The sequence below is a fragment of the Streptomyces sp. NPDC085524 genome, assembly GCF_044541755.1.
Classification (GTDB): domain Bacteria; phylum Actinomycetota; class Actinomycetes; order Streptomycetales; family Streptomycetaceae; genus Streptomyces.
Genome location: NZ_JBITTH010000025.1, coordinates 46,382 through 68,693, shown reverse-complemented (window position 1 = coordinate 68,693; position 22,312 = coordinate 46,382). Strand labels below are relative to the sequence as shown.

Below are 22,312 nucleotides of genomic sequence, written 5' to 3'. Positions count from 1 at the left end.
CGACCCCGGAGGAGCCGCCATGAGCGCGAACCACCGTCATCCCGCCCTTCTCGCGACCGACCCCGAACTGGCGTCCTTCGTCGCGGCGGAGGAGACCCTGCAGGCCGAGACGCTGCGCCTGATCCCGAGCGAGAACTACGTCTCGGCGGCCGTCCTCGAAGCCTCCGGCACCGTCCTGCAGAACAAGTACAGCGAGGGCTACCCGGGCCGCCGCTACTACGAGGGCCAGCAGAACATCGACCGCGTCGAGGCCCTGGCCGTCGAGCGCGCCAAGGGCCTGTTCGGCGTGGACCACGCGAACGTGCAGCCGTACTCCGGCTCCCCGGCGAACCTCGCCGTCTACCTGGCCTTCGCGAAGCCCGGCGACACGGTGATGGGCATGGCCCTGCCGATGGGCGGGCACCTGACGCACGGCTGGGGCGTCTCGGCGACGGGCTCCTGGTTCCGCGGCGTGCAGTACGGCGTGCGCGCGGACGACGGGCGCATCGACTACGACGCGGTGCGCGAGCTGGCCCTCGCCGAGCGGCCGAAGATCCTCTTCTGCGGCGGCACCGCGCTGCCGCGCACCATCGACTTCGAGGCCTTCGCGTCGATCGCCGAGGAGGCGGGCTCGATCCTGGTCGCCGACGTGGCGCACATCGCGGGCCTGATCGCGGGCGGCGCGCACCCGTCCCCGGCGGGGCACGTGGACGTGATCTCCACGACCACGCACAAGACCCTGCGGGGTCCGCGCGGCGCGATGCTGATGTGCCGGGAGGAGCACGCGAAGGCCATCGACAAGGCGGTCTTCCCGGGTCTGCAGGGCGGCCCGCACAACCAGACGACGGCGGGCATCGCGGTCGCCCTCCACGAGGCGGCGCAGCCGTCCTTCACGGCGTACGCGCACGCGGTCGTCGCCAACGCGAAGGCGCTGGCGGAGGCGCTGCTGGAGCGGGGCTTCGACCTGGTCTCGGGCGGCACGGACAACCACCTGATCCTGATGGACCTCACCTCGCGCGAGGTCCCGGGCAAGGTCGCGGCGAAGGCGCTGGACCGCGCGGGCATCGTGGTCAACTACAACACCGTCCCCTTCGACACGCGCAAGCCGTTCGACCCGTCCGGTGTCCGCATCGGCACGCCGTCGCTGACGTCCCGCGGCCTCGGGGTCGAGCACATGCCGGTGGTCGCGGACTGGATCGCGCGCTCGGTCGACGCCGCGGCGAAGGCCGACGAGGCGGCCCTTGCCGCCGTCCGGGCCGAGGTCACGTCCCTGATGGCCGCCTTCCCGGCCCCGGGCCTCCCCCTGGCCTGACCCCCCGCGCCCCGAGTCGTCGGGTGCGGCGCCGTTGCCGGGGGCTCCGCCCCCGGACCCCCGCTCCTCAGACGCCGGAGGGGCTGCAATTCCCCCGGCGGGGCCGGAGGACGGCGCTCAGCCGAAACCAGCCCCGCCGGCGTGTGAGGCGCGGGTTCCGGGGCGGAGCCCCAGGGACCCCCGCGCAGCGGACCGGTGGAAAGCGGTCGCTCGGCCGGGGTGGGATTCGGCCACCGCGCTACCCGGTGGTACGGCCGGCGCGCCCGCCCCGCCGCAAGGGGGCGCGGTCCGGCCGCACGCATTCTCCATCGGGTTCCGGACACCGGCGGGCCCGAGCCCGCCCCCGCACCTGAGAGAATGAAGCCATGGCTTCTGATCGTCCTCGCGCGCTCTCCGGCATCCAGCCCACCTCCGGTTCGTTCCACCTCGGGAACTACCTCGGAGCCATCCGCCAGTACGTCGCCCTGCAGGAGACGCACGACGCGTTCTACATGGTCGTCGACCTGCACGCGATCACCATGCCGCAGGACCCGGCGGCCCTGCGCGCGAACACCCGCCTCTCCGCCGCGCAGCTCCTCGCCGCCGGCCTCGACCCCGAGCGCTGCACGCTCTTCGTCCAGAGCCACGTGCCCGAGCACGCGCAGCTCGCCTGGGTCATGAACTGCATCACCGGCTTCGGCGAGGCCAGCCGGATGACCCAGTTCAAGGACAAGTCCGCCAAGGGCGGAGTCGGCAGCGCCAGCGTCGGCCTGTTCACGTACCCGATCCTCCAGGTCGCCGACATCCTGCTCTACCAGGCGCACTCCGTCCCCGTCGGCGAGGACCAGCGCCAGCACGTCGAGCTGACCCGCGACCTCGCGGAGCGCTTCAACCAGCGCTTCGGCCAGACCTTCACGCTCCCTGCCGCGCACATCGTCAAGGAGACCGCGAAGATCTACGACCTCCAGGACCCCTCGATCAAGATGTCGAAGTCCGCGTCCTCCCCCAAGGGTCTGATCAACCTCCTCGACGAGCCCAAGGTCACCGAGAAGAAGGTCAAGAGCGCGGTCACCGACACCGAGACGGAGATCCGCTTCGACACGGAGAAGAAGCCCGGCGTCAGCAACCTGCTCACGATCTACTCCACGCTCACGGGCGAGACCATCCCCGAGCTGGTGGCGAAGTACGAGGGCAAGGGCTACGGCGCGCTGAAGACGGACCTGGCCGGTGTGATGGTCGATTTCGTCACACCGTTCAAGCAGCGCACCCAGGAATACCTGGACGACCCGGAGACGCTGGACTCCATCCTGGCCAAGGGTGCGGAGAAGGCCCGGGCGGTCGCCGCCGAGACCCTCGCGCAGGCCTACGACCGGATCGGCTTCCTGCCCGCCAAGCACTGACCGGCACTCGCGAAAGACGGCCCTGGCGGTACAGGGGGTGCTGCCCCCACACTGGGGCGACAGCACGCATTCGGACGACGGAGGAGACATACGTGGGGACCGTAACGCTCGGCGTTTCGATCGCGGTCCCGGAGCCGTACGGCAGCCAGCTCCAGGAGCTGCGCGCCGGCTTCGGGGACGCCGCCGCGCACGGTATTCCCACGCATGTCACCCTCGTGCCGCCCACCGAGGTGGAGGCCGACCGGCTGCCCGCGATCCGGGCCCACCTGTCCGAGGTCGCGGAGGCCTTCCGGGGTTTCCGGATGCGGCTGGCCGGGACGGGAACGTTCCGGCCGCTGTCGCCGGTCGTCTTCGTCCAGGTCGTGGAGGGCGGTGCGGGCTGCACCCGCCTCCAGAGCGAGCTCCGCAATCCGCAGGGCCCGCTCGTCCGCGAGCTGGCCTTCCCGTACCACCCGCACGTCACCGTCGCCCACGGGATCTCCGAGGAGGCGATGGACCTCGCGTTCAGCACGCTCGCCGACTACGCGGCCGAGTGGCTCTGCGAGGGTTTCGCGCTCTACGAGCAGGGCTCCGACGGGGTCTGGCGCAAGCTGCGTGAATACCCTTTCGGCACGGGCCCGACGGGGGTCCCGGCGCAGCCGGGCGCGCCCGCCGAAGCGGCCCGGGCGACCGTACGCCCTTCCTGACCGAGCGGCCGCCGGCCCAGCCGGACGGTGAGCCGGGTGGCCAGCCGGGCCCGGAACCGGATCTTCCGTAGGACCAGGGCGTGGAACGGATGAGTCGTGGGGCGAAAAGTCACAATCGACGACCGTAGTCCCCGAAACCAGCAATCCCGGCTATTTCCGGCAGGCCAATTACGGTGACTTCATGGACTGGCTGACGAAACTCCCGGTGATCGGGCCGCTTGCGGCGCGCCTGATGCGGACGCACGCGTGGCACTCGTACGAGCGGCTCGACCGCGTCCACTGGACCAGGCTCGCCGCCGCGATCACCTTCATCAGCTTCCTCGCACTCTTCCCCCTGATCACCGTGGCCGCCGCGATCGGCGCGGCGCTGCTCAGCCCGGAGCAGCTGGACCGGCTGGAGAAGAACCTCGCCGAGCAGGTCCCGGGGATCTCGGACCAGCTCGACATCGAGGGGCTCGTCGCGAACGCCGGCACGGTCGGTCTCGTCGCCGGCGTGATCCTCCTCCTCACCGGCATCGGCTGGGTGGGCGCGATGCGGGACTGCCTGCGCGCGGTGTGGGACAAGGACGACGAGGACGAGGGCAACCCGATCGTCCGCAAGGGCAAGGACGGGCTCGTCCTCCTCGGCCTCGGCGCCGTGGGCCTGGCCTCGGCCGCGGCCTCGATCTTCGGGGCCAGCGCGGTCGGCAGGTCCGCGGAGTGGCTGGGCATCCCGCAGCACGGCGCGGGCGGCGGGCTGCTGCGGGCCGCCGCGTTCGGGGTGGGTGTCGTGGCCGCCTTCCTGATGCTGCTCTACCTGCTCACCCTGCTGCCCGGGGTCGAGCCCTCGCGCCGCCGCCTGATCCAGGCGGCGCTGATCGGCGCGGTCGGCTTCGAGCTGCTGAAACTGCTGCTCAGCGGCTATATGCGGGGGGTCGCCGCGAAGAGCATGTACGGGGCCTTCGGCACGCCGATCGCCCTGCTGCTCTGGATCAACTTCACGGCGAAGCTGCTGCTGTTCTGCGCCGCCTGGACCGCCGCCGGCGGCGAGGAGGGCGAGGAGGCGGAAGCGGACGAGGACGAGGACGCCGCTACACCAGCTCCTCGCCCCTCCCACGACGGCCCCGCGGCCAGCGCCGGTTGACGACGAAGGCGCCGCCCCCGAGGAGGGCGATCACCCCGCCCGCCACGCCCAGCGCGGTGCCGATGCCGCCCGAGGAGTTCCCGCCGGCCGCCGACGGGTCGTGGTCGTGCGACTGGGCCGGGGAACCGTGGGGAGAGGTGTCCTCGCTCTTGGGCCGCACCAGTTCACCCACCGGCTTGACCTTCCCGGCCGCCGCGAACCCCCAGTCGAAGAGCGCGGCGGTCTCCTCGTACACCGTGTTCGCCCCGCCGGTGCCGGGGTTCATCACCGTGACCAGCAGCTTGCGCGAGCCCTGCTGGGCGGCTCCGGTGAAGGTGGCTCCGGCCATGGTGGTGTTGCCGTTCTTCACCCCGGCGATGCCCTTGTAGGGGGCGATGCCGCCCGCTCCCGTCATCAGGCGGTTGGTGTTCTGGATCTCGAAGTACTCGCGCGGCTTCCCGGGCTCCTGCTTGCCGGGGAACTTGGCCTCGGCCGTGCCGCAGTACTCGCGGAAGTCCTGCTTCTGCAGTCCGGAGCGGGCGATGAGCGTGAGGTCGTACGCGCTCGACACCTGGTCGGGAGCGTCGTACCCGTCGGGGGACACGACGTGGGTGTCCAGCGCCTGCAGCTCCTCGGCGTGCGCCTGCATGTCCTTGACGGTCTTGTCGATGCCGCCGTTCATGGCCGAAAGTACGTGCACGGCGTCGTTGCCCGACCGCAGGAACACCCCGAGCCACAGGTCGTGGACGCTGTACTCGTGGTCCTCCTTCACCCCGACCAGGCTGCTGCCGGGGCCCACGCCGTCCATGTCCTTGTCGGTGACCTTGTGGACCTGGTCCTTGGGCAGCCCGGGCAGCACGGTGTCCGCGAAGAGCATCTTCATCGTGGAGGCCGGGGGGAGCCGCCAGTGCGCGTTGTTCGCCGCGAGGACCTCGCCGGACTCGGCGTCCGCCACGATCCAGGACCGGCCCGTCAGGTTCGTGGGCAGCGCGGGCGCCCCCGGCAGCAGGTTGACCTGCGTCCCCGGCTGGCCGAGCCGCGTCCCGCCGACGGTGGACATCGACGCGGGCGGGGCCGCGGCCTGCGGCGTCTTGCCGGTCCCGCCCTTCCCGTCGGCCGGCGGCGACGGGACGGCGTGCGCGGGGGCCACGAGCATCGAGGGGACGAGCAGCGCGGGGATGAGAACCGTCAACGCGGTCTTCTTGGCGGACACGCAGGTGAAAGTACATCCCGATGAGCTGATCGCCGTCACGGACCGGCCAATTCGCTGCAAGCTCCCCCGGGACAGCCCACCCCGGCGCGTCCGTCCCGGGGAAGAATCCGATACTGAGGGCATGAAACTCAGCCGTACCGCCTCCTGGTTCCTGCTCGCCTTCGGCGTGTGGAGCTGGTTCATCTGGGTGTCTTTCGTCCGGAACCTGTGGAAGAACGGCAGTGGGCTGGCGTTCGATGCAGCGGGTGACCCCACGACCTACTTCTGGGTGCACCTGACCCTCGCGGTGACGTCCTTTCTCCTGGGGACGGCCGTCGGTGTGATCGGGTTGCTCGGGGTACGGGCGCTGCGGCGCGCATCACGCACGGGAACGGACGAGGGCCACTCCGAATGAAGATCGTGATCTTCGCGCTGATCGCCCTGGCGGTCCTCGCCCTCCTGGTACTGGTCCACCGCTGGCTCTGGATCCGGCTGGTGCGCGACACCACGGTCCCGGGCGGCCGGTCGCGGCGGGCCGGTACGGTCCTGATGATCACCCTGCCCCTCCTCTCTGTGGCCGCCCTGACCACGGGCCGCGGCGGGGCGCCCTTCTGGCTCCAGCAGACGGTGGCCTGGCCGGGGTTCCTGTGGCTCGCGGTGCTCCTGTACCTGACCCTGACGATGCTGGTCGCGGAGCCGATCCGCGCGCTGTTGCTCCGCCGTGTGGCCCAGCGGCCTCCCACCGGGGAGGTCCGGGGCGCCGCCCCGGACCCTGCGCCTCCATCGCCGGCGGGGCCGGACGCTGCCGCCCCCGCCTCTGCCGCCGAGCCCGCTGGGCAGGGCACCGGTGGCCGACCGGCCGGAGCGGCGCCGGCCAGGGCCACCGCGGGTGCTGCCCTGGCCGCGGCCCCGGCGGGCACGGCCGCCCGCGCGGCGGAGCACCCCGCGGCCGGCACCGGGGCTCCGGCTGTCCAGGAGCCCGGTACCGACGGCACGGCGGCCGACACCGGCGGTCCGGCCGACCAGGGCTCCCGCCCAGCCGGCGGCCCGGCCGCCGGCGGCACGCCGGGCCCGCAGGGCCGTACCTCCCCCGCCGAGCCCGCCGCAGGCGACCTGCAGACGCGGCGGCGGTTCGTCGCGCGCGCGATCGGCGGGGCGGCCGCGGCCGTGGCCGTGGCGACGGTCGGGAACGGGGCCTACGGAGTCCTGCGCGGCCCGAGCGTGCGGCGGGTGCGGGTACCGCTCGCCAAACTGCCCCGCGCGGCGCACGGCTTCCGGATCGCCGTCGTCAGCGACGTCCACCTCGGGCCGATCCTCGGCCGCGCCCACACCCAGCGCATCGTCGACACCGTCAACCGCACCCAGCCCGACCTGATCGCCATCGTCGGCGACCTCGTCGACGGCGACGTCCACGACCTCGGGCCCGCCGCCGAGCCGCTGCGCCGGCTGGCCGCGCGCCACGGCTCGTACTTCGTCACCGGCAACCACGAGTACTTCTCCGGCGCCCGGCAGTGGGTCGACCACGTCCGCGAACTCGGGCTCACCCCGCTCGAGAACGCCCGCCGCTCCCTGCCGTACTTCGACCTCGCCGGCGTCAACGACATCGCGGGCGAGAACGAGGGCGAGGGCCCGGACTTCGCCGCGGCCCTCGGCGACCGCGACCGGGCCCGCGCCGCCGTGCTCCTCGCCCACCAGCCCGTGGTCATCCACGACGCCGTCCGGCACGGCGTCGACCTCCAGCTCTCCGGCCACACCCACGGCGGCCAGCTGTGGCCCGGCAACTACCTGGCGGAGCTCGCGAACCCCACGGTGGCCGGCCTGGAGCGGTACGGGGACACCCAGCTCTACGTGTCCCGCGGGGCAGGGGCCTGGGGGCCGCCGGTCCGGGTGGGTGCGCCGTCCGACATCACAGTCGTCGAACTCGCCTCATACCAGGCCTGACCCTCGCCACACCGGCAACGACCCGCCGGGAATCGGTCTTCTGCCGACTCCGTGCTCTCGTCCTGGCGGGCGTCGCCGCGATCTCAACCGGCAGCTGGAGGCCACGGGTCGAGTTCCGCGAATTCCGGAACAGGTCGCCCAGCAGGCCTCGATGGTGCAGATCTGGCAGAAGAAGGACTACTTGACATCCTCCCCCTCATGAACGAGGGGGATTCCTACCTCACGCTGCCTGGCGGACCCGCGGTCCGTCAGGTCTTCCACGATCAGCGGTAGCCGGGGTGAGACCAGCCCGGACGAGCATCACGCGTGCGGAGTTCTTGTCCCGAGGGGAGACGGCTCCGCACGCGGTGCACGTGTACGTACGCTCTGACAGCGGCAGTGCGTGCTTGGTTCTCGCTCCGCACTGTCCACAGTCCCTTGTTGTGTCATGCGCGTCGCTGGTGGTGGTGGCGGTCTCCTGAACACCCCAGTCGATACCGATCACCGCACCGGTCTCGGGGAGTGGCCGTGTCTCTGTCTGGACGACGAAGGACGCGTACCAGTGGCCGAGGCTGTCGCGGTAGATACGGACGCTGGATGGCTCGGCGGGCAGTTCACGCGACCACACAATCGTCAGCGATATACGGCCCGCCAGATGGAGACGGCCGTCCTTCAGCCGGAAGCCACTGCGGGTGTAGTTGAGGGTTGGATCCGTCAGTTCCTTCTTCTTGAAGCGGGGCATCCCGGCCCGCTGCCGCATCGGTAGCCGCGCCTTGATGTCCTTCAACGCCTTGGCGCGGGATGCGGCGAAGTTCCGAATGATCTGCTGCTGCGGCACACTGAAGACGACACGCGCAGACGGAAGGTGTAGCGGGCGCGCCCGCCCTTCCCGACCTCCGCCAATGCCGCCATAACGCCAAGCTAGAGCCACAGCCCGCCTCGGTCCTGGGATTCCCGGCACCCCACCCGAACGAGTGACCGACCATCCACAGCAGCCGACGTGCCCTCAACCACCAGACCTCCAACTGCCGGAGGTCGCCGTGCGGTCCGGGCCTACGCGGGGCCGGGGTCCGAGGCCTTCTTGCGGGCCCGCGCCGTCGCCGTCTCGGCCATGCCGGGCAGGAAGTCGGCGAACAGCTCGTGCAGCTCCCGCACCAGCGGCCGCAGCACCCGGAACCGGGCGAGGACGATGCCCCGCGTGGTCAGCTGCGCGCCGCGCTCGGCGAGCCGCCGGGTCTTCTCGCTGTCCGGAGAGCGGTCGAAGACCCAGTAGAGGACCATGCCCATCTGCGAGAGCCACATCAGCTCCGGCAGCACGTCGGCCAGTTCGGCCGGCACCTTGGTCTTCGCGCCCGCCAGCACCTCGCGGTGTATGTCGATGCAGGCCTGCCGCGCGGGCTCGGACTCCGGGGAGAAGGGGCTGAGCGGACTCTCCGGGTCCGCCGCGTTCTTGAAGAACTGGGAGGCGAACTCGTGGTACGGGGCCGCGATGTCCAGCCAGGTCGTCAGTACGCCCGCGAGCCGCTTCTGCAGATCGGTCTCGTTGTCCAGGATGGGCCGGACCGCCGCCTGGTGGGCGGCGCCGATCCGGTCGTAGAACCCCTGGACCAGGTGTTCCTTCGATTCGAAGTAGTAATAGGCGTTGCCGACCGAGACGCCGGCCTCCTTCGCGATACCCCGCATCGTCGTCTTGTCGAAGCCGCGCTCCTGGAAGAGCCGGAGGGCGGTTTCGAGGATGAGCGTGCGGGTCTGCTCGCTCTTGGGAGCCTTCTGATCAGTCACGGTGGATGAGCCTATCGGGGGACGGCGCAGTGGTCGTCACAGGCCGGTGCTTCGGACTCCGCTCCGGTGTCCGCACCGCCCTCGGTCCGTACCGCCTGACGCCATGCGGAGGCCGTGTACATGGCGGCCCGGGCGAAGGGCCGGCCGGCCGCGGTGGCCAGCCAGTTGGCCCGCGGCCGGTGTTCGGACAGCGCCCACAGGCAGACGACGAAGGCGTCCGTCCCGGTCCACACCTGGCCCGAGTCCCCGATGACGGTGATCTCGCGGAGGGTGGAGGCGTGGTCGAGCTCCGGGAACCGCCGCCGCGCCTCGGCGGACGCGGCGGGGACGAGCCGGAGCGGTACGAGCCAGCGCTGCCCGAGCAGCCAGTGCCGGATGTGCACGCAGAGCGGGCAGTCGGCGTCGTAGAGGACGGTCAGGTGGCGGATCGCCGCCCGCGGCGCGGCCACCGGTCAGGCTCCGGCCGGCGCGGTCCACCCCTGGGGGGCGAGCGGCGGGGTCTGCTGGCGCTCCATCACTCCGCGGCGGCGCATCTTGTTGAGCACGTACACGTTGCCGAGGTGCATGACGCCGAGGACCAGCAGGACGATGCCGAGCTTGAACGACAGGGCCTCGAAGAGCTCGCGCGCGCTCTCGATGCCGACGTCCGAGCGCAGGAACAGGGTCACGAACCCGATGTTCACGAGGTAGAAGCCGACCACGAGGAGCTGGTTGACGGCGTCGGCGAGCTTCTCGTTGCCCGCGAGGACGTCGCCGATGAAGACGCGGCCGTTGCGGCTGAGCGTACGGGCGACCCAGACGGTGAGACCGATGCTGATGCACAGGTAGATGACGTATGCGACGACGGTGAGGTCCACGGTCCCCAGCCCCTTTGAACGTGTTCAACTGCTGACGGTGATGACTGTAGAGCCTTTTTTGAACAAGTTCAAGCGAATGGGGAGGCCGCTGGGGAGCCGGCCGGGACGGGGCGCACCGACGCCTCCCGGGCATGGCGAAGGCCCCCACACCGGACGGGTGCGAGGGTGGCCGTGGAGGAGGGGGCCCGGCCCCCGTCGGTCAGAAGCTCAGCGAACGGGCGAGGTTCAGCTGGGACATCACCCAGGGGTACGTGGTCGCGTCCTGGGCCGGGATCATCGTCGAGTGGTGGCGTCCGCCGCTGGTGACGGTGACCTGGATGTAGCCCGTGGTCTTCTTCTCCTTCATCAGGAGGAACAGCAGGCCGAGCAGGCAGAAGATGAAGAAGACGATCGCGAGGACGATCGCGTGGGTCGGGATCTTCTCCTCGGTGCGCGAGAAGTCGGTCGCGTTCCACATCGCGCCCTTGAGCGGCATCGCGCCCGACGGCGTGATGATCTGGTCCCCGGCGATGGTGATGTCGCCGATGGACATGCCGACGCCGCCGACCGGAGCGGCGGCGGGCTGGGCGGGAGCCGCGAAGCCCTCGCCGCCGATGGTCGGCTGGTAGCCCGGGGTCGCCGGGTACGGCTGCGGATAGCCGTAACTGGCCTCACCCGGGCCCCACTTGTAGGCGTCACCGCCCTGGGAGGGGTCGCTGGCATACGGATTCGGCTGCTGATCACTCATGCGGCCGATCCTTCCACAGAGACCCCCCGCTCCGTACCCCCGGTCAGAGAGCCGCACCCACCAGCTTTCCGATGTGTTCACGCAGCAAGTCAGGGTTCCCGGTGGCCGGTACGAGGGAGTAGACGACGGTGCGCGCACCGTGTTCGGTGGCGAACACCCCGCTGGTGGTACGGCCCATGGAGCCCGTCTTGCCCCACACCACGGTCCCGCCGATCTCGTACCGCATCAGACCGGCCATGCTGAACCGGTCCCTGTTCTTCACGCCCTCCGAGAGCGCCGGCATGGTGAACAACTGCCGCTGCTCGGCGGGCCGCAGGAGCCGGCCGCGCAGCAGGGCGGTCATGAAGCGCTCCAGATCCGGGGCGTTGGAGACCATGCCGCCCTCGGACCAGGCCCAGGGGTCGATCTCGCTCGGGTCGGCCAGCACCGGGCCGGGGAGGGAGCGGTCGCCCGCCTCGGGGGAGTACGTGTGGCGCAGGCCGAGGGGGCGGGCGATCCGGCGCTGCACCTCGTCGGCGTAGGAGTGGCCGGTGGCCTTCTCGATCACCATGCCGAGGAGGAAGTAGTTGGCGCCGTTGTACTGCTGCGTGAGCACGGGGTACCGGGGCGCGGCGCACTTCGGGTCGGTCCAGTGGGAGATCACCTGCTCGGGGGTCGGGGCGTCCCCCTTCACGAAGCCGACGCAGGGCAGCTCCAGGCCGCTGGTGTGGCTCATCAGCTGGCCCACGGTGATCGGCTTCCAGTGCGCGGGAAGGGTCCCGGGGAGGATCTCCTGCACCGGGGTGTCGATCGTGAAGCGGCCCTCGCCGATCAGCTGGAGCACCAGCGTGGAGGTGAACAGCTTGGTGATGCTGCCGATGCGGAAGTTCGCCGCCGGGTCCTGCGACAGCGGACCGGTGGCCCCGGTCCAGCGCACGCCCGAGCCGCCCAGCCGGACCAGCGTCCCGCTCGCCGTGTCGCCCGGGGCCATCAGCCTGGCCAGCTCTGCGGTGTCGGGTGCCTGGGGCCCGTGGGGGGCGGCCGTCACCGGTGCGGGAGCCCGCTCGGCGGCAGAGGCCGGCAGGGCGCCCGCCGCGAGCGATGCGACGGCCGCGCCGGCGGCGACGAGGGTGATCCAACGGGTCCTGCGGGTGGCGGGGTGCGCGGCGTTCTTCGGGTTCGTCATGGCTGTAAGCCTGGCGTGAGCAAGATCCGAAGCCCATGGGTGACCGCCCCCAGCCGCCCCTGAGGAACCCCCGAGTACGCGTAAGGCCCGTACCCCGAGAAGGGGTACGGGCCTCGGCGGTCCACCGGCCGCGGACGAGGCGGACGGACGGAGTCCGGAGCAGCGTCGCGAAGCGCGGGAGGCCCGCCAGGGCCGAGCGCTGCGAGCGGCGCGTCAGAAGGTCAGAAGCGGCGCGTGATCAGCGCACGCTTGACTTCCTGGATCGCCTTCGTGACCTCGATGCCACGCGGGCACGCGTCGGTGCAGTTGAAGGTCGTGCGGCAGCGCCACACGCCGTCCTTGTCGTTCAGGATCTCCAGCCGCTGCTCGCCGGCCTCGTCACGCGAGTCGAAGATGAAGCGGTGCGCGTTGACGATCGCCGCCGGGCCGAAGTACTGGCCGTCGTTCCAGAACACCGGGCACGAGGACGTGCACGCGGCGCACAGGATGCACTTGGTGGTGTCGTCGAAGCGCTCGCGGTCCTCGGCGGACTGCAGGCGCTCGCGCGTCGGCTCGTTGCCCTTGGTGACCAGGAACGGCATGACGTCCCGGTACGCCTGGAAGAAGGGCTCCATGTCGACGACGAGGTCCTTCATCACCGTGAGGCCCTTGATGGCCTCGACGGTGATCGGCTTCTCCGGGTTGATGTCCTTGATCAGCGTCTTGCAGGCGAGCCTGTTCTTGCCGTTGATCCGCATCGCGTCGGAGCCGCAGATGCCGTGCGCGCACGAGCGGCGGAAGGTCAGCGTGCCGTCGAGGTCCCACTTGATCTTGTGGAGACCGTCGAGCACGCGCTCCTTCGGGTCGATCTCGACCTGGAAGTCCTGCCAGGTGGACTCCTCCGAGATCTCCGGGTTGAACCGGCGGATCCGGAAGGTGACCGTGATGAACGGCGAGGCGGCGGCCGCCGCCTCCATCTTGTCCAGGGTGGGGGTGGCCATCAGTACTTACGCTCCATCGGCTGGTAGCGGGTGACGACGACGGGCTTGTAGTCCAGCCGGACGGAGTCCTTGCCGTCGGCGCCGACCTCGCGGTACGCCATGGTGTGGCGCATGAAGTTGACGTCGTCGCGGTTCGGGTAGTCCTCGCGGTAGTGACCGCCGCGGGACTCCTTGCGCGCCAGGGCGGACACGGCCATGACCTCGGCCAGGTCGAGCAGGTTGCCCAGCTCGATGGCCTCCAGCAGGTCCGTGTTGAAGCGCTTGCCCTTGTCCTGGACGGACACGTTCTTGTAGCGCTCGCGCAGCTCCGCGATCTTCTCGACCGCGGTCTTGATGGTCTGCTCCGTACGGAACACCATCACGCAGGCGTCCATCGTCTCCTGGAGCTCCAGGCGCAGGTCCGCGACCCGCTCGCTGCCCGTGGAGGTGCGCAGGCGCTCGACGAGCTCGACCACCTGCTGCGCCGGGTTCTCCGGCAGCTCGACGTAGTCGTTGGCGTGGGCGTAGGCCGCGGCCGCGATGCCCGAGCGCTTGCCGAAGACGTTGATGTCCAGCAGCGAGTTGGTGCCCAGGCGGTTCGCGCCGTGCACCGACACGCACGCGACCTCGCCGGCCGCGTACAGGCCCGGGACGACGGTGGTGTTGTCCGCCAGGACCTCACCCTCGACGTTGGTCGGGATGCCGCCCATGGCGTAGTGCGCGGTGGGCTGGATCGGGATCGGGTCCGTGTACGGCTCGATGCCCAGGTAGGTGCGCGCGAACTCGGTGATGTCCGGGAGCTTCGCGTCGAGCTGCTCCGGCGGGAGGTGCGTCAGGTCCAGGTACACGTGGTCGCCGGCGGGACCGCAGCCGCGGCCCTCGCGGATCTCCGTGTAGATGGAGCGCGAGACGACGTCACGGGACGCGAGGTCCTTCATGACCGGCGCGTACTTCTCCATGAAGCGCTCGCCGTCCTTGTTGCGGAGGATGCCGCCCTCACCGCGGGCGCCCTCCGTCAGCAGGATGCCCATGCGCCAGATGCCCGTCGGGTGGAACTGGAAGAACTCCATGTCCTCCAGCGGCAGGCCGCGGCGGTAGCAGGCCGCCTGGCCGTCACCCGTCAGGGTGTGCGCGTTGGAGGTCACCTTGAAGAACTTGCCGGTGCCGCCGGAGGCGTAGATGACGGCCTTCGCCTGGAACACGTGGATCTCGCCGGTGGCGAGCTCGTACGCGACCACACCGGCCGACTTCTTGACGCCGTCCTCCTCGACCAGGAGCTGGTCCAGGACGTAGAACTCGTTGAAGAACTCCACGCCCTCCTTGACGCAGTTCTGGTACAGCGTCTGGAGGATCATGTGGCCCGTGCGGTCCGCGGCGTAGCAGGACCGGCGGACCGGCGCCTCGCCGTGGTTGCGGGAGTGGCCGCCGAAGCGGCGCTGGTCGATGGTGCCGTCCGGGGTGCGGTTGAACGGCAGGCCCATCTTCTCGAGGTCGAGGACCGCGTCGATGGCCTCCTTCGCCAGGATCTCGGCGGCGTCCTGGTCGACCAGGTAGTCACCGCCCTTGACCGTGTCGAAGGTGTGCCACTCCCAGTTGTCGTCCTCCACGTTGGCGAGCGCGGCGGCCATGCCGCCCTGCGCGGCGCCCGTGTGGGAGCGGGTGGGGTAGAGCTTCGTCAGCACGGCGGTGCGGCTGCGCTTCGTCGCCTCGATGGCGGCGCGCATGCCCGCGCCGCCGGCGCCGACGATGACGGTGTCGTACTTGTGGATCTTCATTTGGTTCGCCTCAGCCCCGTTGCCTAGCGGATGTTCGGGTCGAAGGTGAAGATCACCAGCGTGCCCAGAAGGATGGTGAACACCGTGGCGGTGTAGAGCAGGCCCTTCAGCCACAGCCGCGTGTTGGCGCGCTCCGCGTAGTCGTTGATGACGGTACGCAGACCGTTGGCGCCGTGCAGCATCGCCAGCCACAGCATCAGCAGGTCCCAGACCTGCCAGAACGGGGAGGCCCAGCGACCGGCGACGAAGGCGAAGCCGATCTTGGACACGCCGCCGTCGAGCACCAGCTGGATCAGCAGGTGGCCGATGACGAGGACGACGAGGACGATGCCCGAGAGGCGCATGAAGAGCCACGCGGCCATCTCGAAGTTGCCGCGGGTCGAGCGCGGGGTCTTGCCCGTGCGCTTGCGCGGGGCCTCGATGTACGGGGCCGGGTTGTCGACGTCGTAGAGGGAAACGCCCTCCACGGAACCGACCTGAGCGGAAGAAGTGTCAGAGGACATGCGTGTCACTTCCCGAACAGTTCGAGGTAGGCGTGGCTCAGGACGGGGTACACGGCCCCGGCCATCAGCACGATCCAGACGCTCACGACAGTCCAGAGCATCTGCTTCTGGTAGCGCGGGCCCTTGGACCAGAAGTCCACGGCGATGACACGGAGACCGTTGAGCGCGTGGAACAGGATGGCGGCGACGAGGCCGTACTCCAGCAGCGCGACGATCGGAGTCTTGTAGGTAGCCACGACATCGTCGTACGCCTCGGGGGAGACGCGGACGAGAGCGGTGTCGAGGACGTGTACGAACAGGAAGAAGAAAATGAGGACGCCGGTGACTCGATGAGCCACCCAGGACCACATTCCTTCCCGGCCGCGGTACAACGTTCCAGCCGGCACGGAAAACCCTCCGGAAGCGGGGCGGGGGCCAGCCGGCTTCTTTGTCGGTCGGGCCCGGCCGGGTACGGTCCACCGGCCCCGGACATCGTAGCGACGCTTTGTCGGTTCCCTCGCCCGGGGTCCGCCGGTGTGATCAAACAGGCACGGACGGGCTATCCCACAGGAGCAAATAGCCCGAATTCAGCCGCAGCCACCCCATCCGCCGAGGTCAGTCGGCGTGTCAGTTCGGCCAGTCGGGTGCGTGCGACGCGGCGCAGCTCGTCGGCGGAGATGGAGCGCTCCTCGTCCGCCTCGTGGGCCATCCGGTGCCGGATCGCCGCCAGCAGCTGGTTCGCCCGCTCCTCCAGGGGGTGCTCGTCGAGGCTGATCACGAAGGCGTGCCCGAACTTGCGCGCGTACTCGGCGTTGGCCGCGTCGAGCGCCAGCAGGGCCGCGTACGGTGCATCGTGTCCCAGTTCCGCCGGGCACTCGACGGCCAGCGCCTCCGTCAGATCCCCCTGCGAGAGGTCGTACGAGGCCTCGTCCGCGGCGGCGAGCAGGGCGCCGACGTCGGGATACGGGCGGTGCGCGGCCACCCGGTGGGCCCAGCGCCGGCTTCCGCAGCAGTGCAGCAGGACGGCCCGGGCGGCATCGGGGGTGAGGGCGTTGAACCGCGCCAGTCCGGAGCAGTGGGCAGGGTCGGAGCAGCCGCGGGCCTGTGCCGGAAGGTGGCTGGACAGCGGGGGGCTCCTCGGGGCGCGACGCGGGTGTCCCGCCACGCTATCGACGCGGGGCCGGGAGTGTCGTACCCATTCGGGGTTTTCACCCGGAAGTGAGCCGAAAGGATGACGTGGGCGAGGAGAGTGACGCGAGGGGCGTGCGGGACGGCCGTGGTGGCCGTGCGCCTCGCGGAGGGAGAGGGGTGGAGGACGACCGAGGCCGCCACCCCCCACAGGAGAGGCCCCGGTCGCCATCCGTCACGGGCTCGTGCGACAAGCCCGTACTCCTGTCAGCGCCCCGAGTGCGTTTTGTGTCACACCCCGCTCCGCGCAGGAATGGTTGCAGGTTGTACAACACATGGACGAGGGGTGCGGAAAGCCGTAACGTGCTGATTTGCGCCACACGGACAGGACGTTGAACGGGTTGGGGACTTTGCTGGGGGACGACGCGGAGCTGACCGCCGCGGTGCTCGCGGCACAGGACGGCGACGAGAACGCGTTCCGTGCTGTGTACCGCGCCGTGCACCCGCGCCTGCTCGGATACGTACGCACGCTCGTCGGGGACGGCGACGCGGAGGACGTGACCTCCGAGGCCTGGCTGCAGATCGCCCGCGACCTCGATTCCTTCACCGGCGACGCCGACCGCTTCCGCGGCTGGGCCGCCCGCATCGCGCGCAACCGGGCCCTCGACCACATCCGCATGCGCGGCCGCCGCCCCGCCATCGGCGGCGACGAGACGGAGCTGACCGGCTGGGCCGCCGAGTGCGACACCGCCTCCGCCGCCATGGAGTCGCTCTCCACCGGCTCGACCATGGCCCTGATAGCCCAGCTGCCCCAGGACCAGGCGGAGGCCGTGGTCCTGCGGGTCGTGGTCGGACTCGACGCCAAGAGCGCGGCCGAGACCCTGGGCAAGCGCCCCGGCGCCGTGCGCACCGCCGCCCACCGCGGTCTGAAGAAGCTCGCCGAACTGCTCGGCGCGCAGGACGGCGAGGGCGGGGGCCCTCCCGACGCCGACCTCGGCATCACCGTCGGCCATAATGCCGGTGGCCGGCCACGGGGCGGCGGGGGCAGGAGGGATCTCGACGCCGTTCCCGCGCAACGCGGCCACAGTGGGGGCCTCGTGGAACAAACCGGTGTGACGCATTCACGTTGGCGGACGCAGAAGGACATGTGATGGCCGACGAGCGCGACAGGCGGTGGCTCGACGAAGCCGCGGCTGAAAAACTGCTGCGCGGTGAACCGCTGGAACCCGTGGGACCGGCCGCCGACCCCCGCGCCCGGGCCGAAGCCGCCCGGCTGCGGGCCGCACTCGACTCGCTCGCCCGGCCGCAGGCCCCCGGGGGCGCACTCGCAGGCGAAGCCGCGGCGATGGCCGCCTTCCGCGCCGCACGCGGCACCGGCCGCCCGGCGGGCCTGCCCACCACCGTGCCGTCCCTCGAACCCCTGGTAAAGCTCGGCCACGCGGGCCCTGCCGGCCACGCCCCCACCTCCGCGCCCGCGTTCCGGCGCGGCCGGGCCGTGCGCTTCGGCCTGGCGGCCGCCGTGGCGAGCGTCACGGTCGGCGGACTGGCCGCCGCGGCGGCCGCGGGACTGCTGAGCCAGAACCGGTACGACGCGGCAGGGCCCGGGCCGGCCGTTTCCGTCAGCATCGACGAGGACCCGGCGAAGGGCATCGGCAGCGGCGCCCCGACCCACTCCCCGCAGGTCCGGCCCACCCCGCACCGGGGCGACGGCGCGGTCCCGGAGACGACCCCGGACCTGACGCAGTCCCCGGGGACGGACGGGCGCACCTTCCCGGACGGCTCCGGAATTGGCGGAAACTCGTCGGGTACCTCCGCCACGGGAGGCCCCGGCCGCGAGACCCGCGGCACCCGGGACGGCGAGATCGGCGGCGGGACCGGAACCCGGGAGACCCTCGGCACCGAGGGCGGCGTCAAGGAGAAGGACAGGGGCGGACAGGGGCAGGACGACGTCCTCCTCAAGGCCGCGGACCTGTGCAAGGAGTACCGGGCGGGCCGCCTCACCATCGAGCGCCGCGACCGGCTCTCGCTGCTGGCCCGCGGGATCTCCCGGATACCGGCCTACTGCGAGTCGCTGCTGAGCGGCGTCAGCACGGGCGGCCCGCGCGGGAACTCCCCGGTGGAGGGCGGCCGGGCGAAGCCCGGGACCCTCGCCCCGAGCGCCCCGGCGGCGACTCTCCCGACGCCGTCCGAAACTCGTGTCGGATCGCTGTAACACTTTTCGAGGCGGCGGCGCAGTACATAACGAGCCGACTGGTCATCGGCCGCGCATGAGCCGGGGTTCCCCCCGTACCCCTGGGCTCTGCGCAACCGGCGCGGGCGGGGCACGTTCCCCCGGCCCCGCCCGCGCCCTCTACTTCACGACCTGCCCGGCCCGGCCCGGCAAGCTGCATTCCGCGGCCCGGCCCCGGGCAGCCCGGCCCGACGCGGCCCGGCCCCGGCATCCCGGCCCCGCACCACGACCCCGCCCTTGCGCGGGCAGCACTGTACGGCCCGGCCGGAGCGATCCGCCCGGCCAGGCAGTACCGGCCGGACTCACCAGTAGACGACGACCTTGTCGCCGGTCTGCACCTGGGCGAAGAGCGCGGACAGCTTGCCCTTGTCCCGGACGTTCACGCAGCCGTGCGAGGCGCCGGCGTAGCCGCGGGCCGCGAAGTCGGCCGAGTAGTGCACCGCCTGGCCACCGCTGAAGAACATCGCGTACGGCATCGGCGTGTGGTAGATCGTCGAGACCCAGTCCTTCTCCTTGCGGTCCACCTTGAACTCGCCCTCGCGGGTCGGAGTGTTCTCCGAGCCGAAGCGCACGTCCATCGTGGAGACGATCTTTCCGTCGATCATCCAGGCGAGGGTCCGGCTCTCCTTGCTGATGCACATCACCCGGCCCGTCATGCAGCGCGGGTCCGGAGCGTCGACCTCGTTGACGGTCGGCGGGCGCAGCTCGTCGTCGGTGGGCTTCTTCGAGAGCTTCTGGATCTTCTTCCAGGTGTCCTCGTCGACCGCACCGCTGGCGGTCAGCGCGTTCTTCGACTGGAAGGACTTGACCGCGGCGGTCGTCTTCGAGCCGTAGAAACCGGTCGGTGCGACCGTCATCAGCTTGAGCTGCTTCAGCCGCGCCTGGAGCTCGCGCACCTGCTCGCTCTCGTCGCCGTTGGCCATGATCGACTTCACCGAAGGCGTGGCGGACGGCGAGGGCGAGGCGGAGGCGGACGCCGACGGCGAGGCCTCGCCCGGCTTGTTGTCCGTGGAAGGAGAGGCTTCAGGGGTCGCACCCGCCGTGGGCGACGACGAGACCGAGGAAGAGGAGCCTGCCGACTCCGACTTCTGCGGCCCGCAGGCGGTCGCGGCGAGCGCGACGGCGGTGGCGACCCCGAGCGTGCGGATTATGACTCTCTGGCGGTGCATGAGCGGTCCCCCGATTTCTACGTTGTGTATCTAGGTGATGCCTCACGCGCGTGGAGAGTTGCACTGGGCCGGGGGATGTTGCGCCATTGTGACCAGCGGCCGTCCGCAGCCTTACGAGGACATGTGCGCGTCGGTTGTACCAGTCCCGGGCCCCACTGCTCCACGGAGGATCGACGTGACGGCGCACACCGAGAGCGGAACCCCCATCGAACCCGTCTACGGACCCGGCGACCTGACGGGGTGGGACCCCGCCCAGTCCCTCGGGGAGCCCGGCGGGTTCCCCTACACGCGCGGGGTCTACCCGAACATGTACACCGGCCGGCCCTGGACCATGCGGCAATATGCCGGATTCGGGACGGCCGCCGAGTCCAACGCCCGGTACCGGCAGCTCATCGAGGGCGGCGGCACCGGGCTGTCCGTGGCCTTCGACCTGCCGACCCAGATGGGGCACGACTCCGACGCCCCGCTCGCCCACGGCGAGGTGGGCAAGGTCGGCGTCGCCGTCGACTCCGTCGACGACATGCGCGTCCTGTTCGACGGGATCCCGCTCGACCGGGTCTCCACCTCGATGACGATCAACGCACCCGCCGCGCTGCTCCTGCTGCTCTACCAACTGGTGGCGGAGGAACAGGGCATCTCGGGCGCACAGCTGACGGGCACGGTCCAGAACGACGTCCTGAAGGAGTACATCGCCCGCGGGACGTACATCTTCCCGCCCGGCCCCTCGCTGCGGCTGACGGCCGACACCTTCCGCTACTGCCGGGCCGAGATCCCCAGGTGGAACACCATCTCCATCTCCGGCTACCACATGGCCGAAGCGGGGGCCTCGCCCGCTCAGGAGGTGGCCTTCACCCTCGCGGACGGGATCGCGTACGTCCGTACGGCCCTGGCCGCGGGGATGGCGGTCGACGAGTTCGCGCCCCGGCTCTCCTTCTTCTTCGTCTCCCGCACCACCCTGCTGGAGGAGGTCGCGAAGTTCCGCGCGGCCCGTCGGATCTGGGCCCGCGTCATGCGCGAGGAGTTCGGTGCGCGCGACCCGAAGTCGCTGATGCTGCGCTTCCACACCCAGACGGCGGGGGTCCAGCTGACGGCGCAGCAGCCCGAGCTGAACCTCGTACGGGTGGCCGTGCAGGCACTGGCCGCGGTCCTCGGCGGCACCCAGTCGCTGCACACCAACTCCTTCGACGAGGCCATCGCGCTGCCGACGGAGAAGTCCGCCCGCCTCGCGCTGCGCACCCAGCAGGTGCTCGCGTACGAGACGGACGTGCCGCACACCGTCGACCCGTTCGCCGGGTCGTACGCGGTGGAGCGGATGACGGACGAACTGGAGGCGGCGGCGCTCGCGCTGATGCGCCGGGTCGAGGACCAGGGAGGGGCGGTGGCCGCGATCGAGAACGGCTTCCAGAAGGCCGAGATCGAGAAGAACGCCTACCGCATCGCGCAGGAGACCGAGAGCGGCGAGCGCGTCGTCGTCGGGGTCAACCGCTTCACGCTCGAACAGGAGGAGCCGTACGAGCCGCTGCGCGTGGACCCGGCGATCGAGGCGCGGCAGTGCGAGGCCCTCGCCCGGCTGCGCGCGGAGCGGGACGGGGCGGCGGTGGATGCGGCGCTCGCCGCCCTGCGGGAGGCGGCGGCCGGGACGGAGAACGTGCTCTACCCGATGAAGGAGGCGCTGCGGGCGCGGGCCACGGTGGGGGAGGTGTGCGGGGCGCTGCGGGAGGTCTGGGGGACGTACGAACCGGTCGATTCCACGTGGTGAAACACAGTGGACCGACAGGTGCGTCCCTATGGGACACTCCTGCCCATGCTGGGTGTGACAGATCTTCCGACTTATCTCGCCGGCCTGGTACTGATCATTCTGCTGCCGGGCCCGAACTCGCTCTACGTGCTGTCCGTGGCCGCCCGCCGCGGCGTCCGCACCGGGTACAAGGCCGCAGCCGGGGTGTTCACCGGCGACGCCGTGCTGATGCTGCTGACGGCCCTGGGCGCCGGGGCGCTGCTCAAGGCGAGCCCGCTGGTGTTCACCGTGGTGAAGTTCCTCGGCGCCGGGTACCTGGCCTGGCTGGCCGTGGGCATGATGCGCGGCGCCTGGGCGCTGTGGCGCACCCGCCGGGAGCGGGCCGCGGTGCTGGAGGAGGCCCCCGCCGAGGCGGGCGAGCACGAGCGGCCCTATCGGCGGGCGCTGCTGATCAGCCTGCTCAACCCGAAGGCCATCCTCTTCCTGATGTCCTTCTTCGTGCAGTTCGTGGACCCGTCCTACGGCTACCCGGCGCTCTCGTTCCTGCTGCTGGGCGGTCTGCTGCAGACCGGCAGCTTCCTGTACCTGACGCTGCTGATATTCGGCGGCACCCGCCTCTCGGACGCCTTCCGCCGCCGCAAGCGGCTGTCGGCCGGGGCCACCTCGGCGGCGGGCGTGCTGTTCCTCGGCTTCGCGGCCAAGCTCGCCGTCAGCTGAGGCCGGCCGAGGG

22 protein-coding genes and 1 pseudogene are annotated in these 22,312 nt (G+C 71.0%); 10 read left to right on the top strand and 13 right to left on the bottom strand.

Translation table 11 applies throughout. The features are described from left to right. Positions 1-19: 19 nt before the first annotated feature. From glyA to ACIGFK_RS31630, 4 genes are all read left to right on the top strand, one after another. Positions 20-1,291, top strand: coding sequence for a serine hydroxymethyltransferase (gene glyA, locus ACIGFK_RS31645; RefSeq protein WP_376661944.1), 1,272 nt, complete (start codon positions 20-22; stop codon positions 1,289-1,291). 365 nt (positions 1,292-1,656) lie between these two features. Further along, entirely contained in the window at positions 1,657-2,670 is a 1,014-nt protein-coding gene (trpS, locus tag ACIGFK_RS31640) for a tryptophan--tRNA ligase (RefSeq protein WP_386467427.1), read from the top strand. A gap of 92 nt (positions 2,671-2,762) precedes the next feature. After that, the gene (locus tag ACIGFK_RS31635; protein WP_376662230.1) at positions 2,763-3,356 is read left to right on the top strand and encodes a 2'-5' RNA ligase family protein; all 594 of its coding nucleotides are present in this window, start codon (positions 2,763-2,765) and stop codon (positions 3,354-3,356) included. Positions 3,357-3,537: 181 nt separating this feature from the next. Then, the gene (locus tag ACIGFK_RS31630; protein WP_376662229.1) at positions 3,538-4,479 is read left to right on the top strand and encodes a YihY/virulence factor BrkB family protein; all 942 of its coding nucleotides are present in this window, start codon (positions 3,538-3,540) and stop codon (positions 4,477-4,479) included. Here the strand turns inward: ACIGFK_RS31630 and ACIGFK_RS31625 are convergent. After that, positions 4,427-5,671, bottom strand: coding sequence for a D-alanyl-D-alanine carboxypeptidase family protein (locus ACIGFK_RS31625; RefSeq protein WP_376662228.1), 1,245 nt, complete (start codon positions 5,669-5,671; stop codon positions 4,427-4,429). The two genes, ACIGFK_RS31630 and ACIGFK_RS31625, sit on opposite strands and share 53 nt — an antisense overlap. Positions 5,672-5,792: 121 nt before the next feature. Here ACIGFK_RS31625 and ACIGFK_RS31620 point away from each other — a divergent pair, with 121 nt between their 5' ends. Further along, positions 5,793-6,065, top strand: coding sequence for an SCO4848 family membrane protein (locus tag ACIGFK_RS31620; RefSeq protein WP_376662227.1), 273 nt, complete (start codon positions 5,793-5,795; stop codon positions 6,063-6,065). After that, a complete protein-coding gene (locus tag ACIGFK_RS31615) occupies positions 6,062-7,591 on the top strand; it encodes a metallophosphoesterase (protein WP_386467430.1) in 1,530 nt (509 codons plus the stop codon). Before ACIGFK_RS31620 ends, ACIGFK_RS31615 begins: the two co-directional genes overlap by 4 nt. A 220-nt stretch (positions 7,592-7,811) precedes the next feature. On the opposite strand, the pseudogene ACIGFK_RS31610 reads toward ACIGFK_RS31615, so the two are convergent. The 11 genes and pseudogenes from ACIGFK_RS31610 to ACIGFK_RS31560 form a co-directional block, all read right to left on the bottom strand. Continuing rightward, positions 7,812-8,411 (bottom strand): annotated as a pseudogene (locus tag ACIGFK_RS31610) (RNA-guided endonuclease InsQ/TnpB family protein); the annotation flags it as partial. 212 nt (positions 8,412-8,623) lie between these two features. Beyond that, the gene (locus ACIGFK_RS31605) at positions 8,624-9,352 is read right to left on the bottom strand and encodes a TetR/AcrR family transcriptional regulator (RefSeq protein ID WP_376661260.1); all 729 of its coding nucleotides are present in this window, start codon (positions 9,350-9,352) and stop codon (positions 8,624-8,626) included. Between the two features lie 11 nt (positions 9,353-9,363). Next, positions 9,364-9,801, bottom strand: coding sequence for a thiol-disulfide oxidoreductase DCC family protein (locus ACIGFK_RS31600; RefSeq protein WP_376661261.1), 438 nt, complete (start codon positions 9,799-9,801; stop codon positions 9,364-9,366). A 3-nt stretch (positions 9,802-9,804) separates the two neighbouring features. After that, on the bottom strand, positions 9,805-10,209 hold the full coding sequence (locus ACIGFK_RS31595; RefSeq protein ID WP_376661262.1) for a hypothetical protein: 405 nt from the start codon (positions 10,207-10,209) through the stop codon (positions 9,805-9,807). A gap of 199 nt (positions 10,210-10,408) precedes the next feature. Next, positions 10,409-10,936: a hypothetical protein gene (locus tag ACIGFK_RS31590; protein ID WP_376661263.1), complete on the bottom strand. Its 528-nt coding sequence runs from the start codon at positions 10,934-10,936 to the stop codon at positions 10,409-10,411. A 43-nt stretch (positions 10,937-10,979) separates the two neighbouring features. After that, entirely contained in the window at positions 10,980-12,101 is a 1,122-nt protein-coding gene (locus tag ACIGFK_RS31585) for a serine hydrolase domain-containing protein (RefSeq protein WP_400054556.1), read from the bottom strand. A gap of 221 nt (positions 12,102-12,322) precedes the next feature. Beyond that, entirely contained in the window at positions 12,323-13,081 is a 759-nt protein-coding gene (locus tag ACIGFK_RS31580) for a succinate dehydrogenase iron-sulfur subunit (protein ID WP_189733159.1), read from the bottom strand. Next, complete coding sequence (gene sdhA, locus ACIGFK_RS31575; RefSeq protein ID WP_376661265.1) at positions 13,081-14,835, bottom strand: succinate dehydrogenase flavoprotein subunit; 1,755 nt, start codon at positions 14,833-14,835, stop codon at positions 13,081-13,083. The genes ACIGFK_RS31580 and sdhA overlap by 1 nt, the downstream gene beginning before the upstream one ends. Positions 14,836-14,858: 23 nt before the next feature. Then, positions 14,859-15,338 carry a succinate dehydrogenase hydrophobic membrane anchor subunit gene (locus ACIGFK_RS31570; protein WP_376661266.1) on the bottom strand — a complete coding sequence of 160 codons (480 nt, stop codon included), beginning with the start codon at positions 15,336-15,338 and terminating at the stop codon, positions 14,859-14,861. 5 nt (positions 15,339-15,343) lie between these two features. Beyond that, positions 15,344-15,724, bottom strand: coding sequence for a succinate dehydrogenase, cytochrome b556 subunit (gene sdhC / locus ACIGFK_RS31565; RefSeq protein WP_376661267.1), 381 nt, complete (start codon positions 15,722-15,724; stop codon positions 15,344-15,346). 152 nt (positions 15,725-15,876) lie between these two features. Then, positions 15,877-16,482, bottom strand: coding sequence for a 2-oxo-4-hydroxy-4-carboxy-5-ureidoimidazoline decarboxylase (locus ACIGFK_RS31560; protein ID WP_376661268.1), 606 nt, complete (start codon positions 16,480-16,482; stop codon positions 15,877-15,879). A 373-nt stretch (positions 16,483-16,855) separates the two neighbouring features. Here ACIGFK_RS31560 and ACIGFK_RS31555 point away from each other — a divergent pair, with 373 nt between their 5' ends. Together ACIGFK_RS31555 and ACIGFK_RS31550 are read left to right on the top strand one after the other, a co-directional pair. Then, complete coding sequence (locus tag ACIGFK_RS31555; RefSeq protein WP_376661270.1) at positions 16,856-17,596, top strand: RNA polymerase sigma factor; 741 nt, start codon at positions 16,856-16,858, stop codon at positions 17,594-17,596. Continuing rightward, positions 17,596-18,657, top strand: a complete 1,062-nt coding sequence (locus tag ACIGFK_RS31550) for a hypothetical protein (RefSeq protein ID WP_400054552.1) — start codon at positions 17,596-17,598, stop codon at positions 18,655-18,657. Before ACIGFK_RS31555 ends, ACIGFK_RS31550 begins: the two co-directional genes overlap by 1 nt. 320 nt (positions 18,658-18,977) lie before the next feature. On the opposite strand, the gene ACIGFK_RS31545 is transcribed toward ACIGFK_RS31550, so the two are convergent. Then, positions 18,978-19,844: a peptidoglycan-binding protein gene (locus ACIGFK_RS31545; RefSeq protein ID WP_400054550.1), complete on the bottom strand. Its 867-nt coding sequence runs from the start codon at positions 19,842-19,844 to the stop codon at positions 18,978-18,980. Between the two features lie 175 nt (positions 19,845-20,019). Between ACIGFK_RS31545 and ACIGFK_RS31540 the strand changes: the two genes are divergently transcribed. Both ACIGFK_RS31540 and leuE read left to right on the top strand, forming a co-directional pair. After that, positions 20,020-21,603 carry a methylmalonyl-CoA mutase gene (locus ACIGFK_RS31540; protein WP_376657573.1) on the top strand — a complete coding sequence of 528 codons (1,584 nt, stop codon included), beginning with the start codon at positions 20,020-20,022 and terminating at the stop codon, positions 21,601-21,603. 45 nt (positions 21,604-21,648) lie between these two features. Then, complete coding sequence (gene leuE, locus ACIGFK_RS31535) at positions 21,649-22,299, top strand: leucine efflux protein LeuE (protein WP_376657572.1); 651 nt, start codon at positions 21,649-21,651, stop codon at positions 22,297-22,299. The last annotated feature ends 13 nt before the right edge of the window (positions 22,300-22,312 follow it).

Coding starts and splice junctions, on each gene's coding strand:
- ACIGFK_RS31545 (WP_400054550.1), bottom strand. CDS start 19,844: ATGCACCGCCAGAGAGTCATAATCCGCACGCTCGGGGTCGCCACCGCC.
- ACIGFK_RS31580 (WP_189733159.1), bottom strand. CDS start 13,081: ATGGCCACCCCCACCCTGGACAAGATGGAGGCGGCGGCCGCCGCCTCG.
- trpS (WP_386467427.1), top strand. CDS start 1,657: ATGGCTTCTGATCGTCCTCGCGCGCTCTCCGGCATCCAGCCCACCTCC.
- ACIGFK_RS31550 (WP_400054552.1), top strand. CDS start 17,596: ATGGCCGACGAGCGCGACAGGCGGTGGCTCGACGAAGCCGCGGCTGAA.
- ACIGFK_RS31585 (WP_400054556.1), bottom strand. CDS start 12,101: ATGACGAACCCGAAGAACGCCGCGCACCCCGCCACCCGCAGGACCCGT.
- glyA (WP_376661944.1), top strand. CDS start 20: ATGAGCGCGAACCACCGTCATCCCGCCCTTCTCGCGACCGACCCCGAA.
- ACIGFK_RS31590 (WP_376661263.1), bottom strand. CDS start 10,936: ATGAGTGATCAGCAGCCGAATCCGTATGCCAGCGACCCCTCCCAGGGC.
- ACIGFK_RS31570 (WP_376661266.1), bottom strand. CDS start 15,338: ATGTCCTCTGACACTTCTTCCGCTCAGGTCGGTTCCGTGGAGGGCGTT.
- ACIGFK_RS31615 (WP_386467430.1), top strand. CDS start 6,062: ATGAAGATCGTGATCTTCGCGCTGATCGCCCTGGCGGTCCTCGCCCTC.
- sdhA (WP_376661265.1), bottom strand. CDS start 14,835: ATGAAGATCCACAAGTACGACACCGTCATCGTCGGCGCCGGCGGCGCG.
- ACIGFK_RS31620 (WP_376662227.1), top strand. CDS start 5,793: ATGAAACTCAGCCGTACCGCCTCCTGGTTCCTGCTCGCCTTCGGCGTG.
- ACIGFK_RS31630 (WP_376662229.1), top strand. CDS start 3,538: ATGGACTGGCTGACGAAACTCCCGGTGATCGGGCCGCTTGCGGCGCGC.
- leuE (WP_376657572.1), top strand. CDS start 21,649: ATGCTGGGTGTGACAGATCTTCCGACTTATCTCGCCGGCCTGGTACTG.